1 protein-coding gene is annotated in these 1,631 nt (G+C 38.0%); it reads left to right on the top strand.

All coding sequences use genetic code 11. The annotated features are described in order from the left end of the window. Positions 1-98 precede the first annotated feature (98 nt). Positions 99-1,175, top strand: coding sequence for an IS110 family RNA-guided transposase (locus ACRD69_RS25265; RefSeq protein WP_430817915.1), 1,077 nt, complete (start codon positions 99-101; stop codon positions 1,173-1,175). Positions 1,176-1,631 lie beyond the last annotated feature (456 nt).

The raw sequence follows: 1,631 nt of genomic DNA, 5'->3' as shown, positions 1-1,631 counted from the left end.
ACAAAAAGGCTGTATGTTTGTAATAAGAAACACATAAGCCTCTATTGTGTCGTAAATTAGATAAAGTAACAAGTGTCTAATTAATAAACAAGAGGCTTATGCAACGGAAAGTTAAAACAATCAGTTTCAAAGGACAAGATATTTATGTAGGTATTGATGTTCATTTGAAGAGTTGGGTAGTAACAATCATGTTAGAAGAGGTTGTTCATAAAACATTTTCACAAGACCCAGACGCAAATAAGCTGTTTGCCTATCTGCAGAAATATTTCCCAGGAGGAAATTACCATTCTATCTATGAAGCCGGATTTTGCGGTTTTAGTATACACCGAGAGTTAACGCGGGTTGGGATACACAATATAGTTGTAAACCCAGCAGATATTCCGACAACCGACAAAGAAAGGAAACAAAAAGAAGACAGAAGAGACAGCAGAAAATTAGCTCGTTCTTTAAGGAACAAAGAAGTTGAAGGGATATATGTTCCCTCTCAAACGCTGGAAGAATTAAGGGGGCTGGTAAGATATAGGAAGACTTTGTCAAGAGAATTGGGAAGACACAAAAACAGGATAAAATCGTATTTGTATTACAACGGAATAAAGATTCCAGTGGAACTGAACAGTGCTTCTAAATATTGGTCAAGGCAATTTACAAGTTGGTTAAGCAGATTGGAGCTGTCGACTCCTCAAGGTACCATGGTAATTAAGGAAACATTGGACACGGCTGAATTTTTACGCCACAAATTATTGTTCATAACAAGAGAGTTGCGAAAATTGAACAAGGACTCGGCTTATTCCAAATTGCTTTCACTTTTGCAAGGGATTCCGGGGATAGGATTTATAACAGCGTTAACGATACTTACTGAGCTGGTTACAATAACACGGTTTCGGAGTCTGGATCAGCTATGTTCCTATTTCGGACTGGTTCCTACAACCAATTCATCTGGCGATAAAGATAAGGTAGGAAGCATAACAAAGCGAGCAAATTCTTTGCTGAGGGTGTCTATAATTGAGGCGGCATGGATAGCTATAAGGTACGACCCTGCTCTGTCATTAAAATATGTTGAGTTAAGAAGCAGGATGGAACCACAATGTGCAATAATAAGGATAGCAAAAAAGTTATTGAACAGGATAAGGTTTGTGATTAAAAACGAGCAAGAATATGTGTGTTCTGTTATATGAAAATAGTTCCGAATTTGAGAATAAAAGCATTCAAGGTAAAAGAAGACTGATTGACTCCTCCTGCAGCCCTTAAAGGTGTCTGTTTCACAAAGGCTTCAGCTCTTACCTATAAAGATTAACACAGAAATGCGGCGTCAATAAGATGTCCGTTAATAGAAGGATGTTTTTATAGATCAAATTTGGAAAGCCAAGGGAGAACCCGACGGCGAAAGTTTTATACCGACGCGAAGGATTCTTTTAAAGTTACAATGGGCATCGAACCCATTGTAACTTTGCCAAGGAAAGAATATCCTTCTGGCTCCGTATTGCCCGATGAAAAGAGGCTGAAAATGTAAGGTGTTGAATTTTAACAAAAAAGCTATGAAAAAATTTGGATTACAACATAGAAGGAGGAGTCCGGTGAGGTACGAACCGGGAGGTGGTTTTAGAAACTTTTGTAACAATTTTCATAAAACT

Origin of the sequence: Carboxylicivirga agarovorans (assembly GCF_050589845.1) — a bacterium.
Taxonomy (GTDB): domain Bacteria; phylum Bacteroidota; class Bacteroidia; order Bacteroidales; family Marinilabiliaceae; genus Carboxylicivirga; species Carboxylicivirga agarovorans.
The sequence above is the reverse complement of the archived record's forward strand: the minus strand, read 5'-3'. Positions and strand labels throughout refer to the sequence as shown.

Coding starts and splice junctions, on each gene's coding strand:
- ACRD69_RS25265 (WP_430817915.1), top strand. CDS start 99: ATGCAACGGAAAGTTAAAACAATCAGTTTCAAAGGACAAGATATTTAT.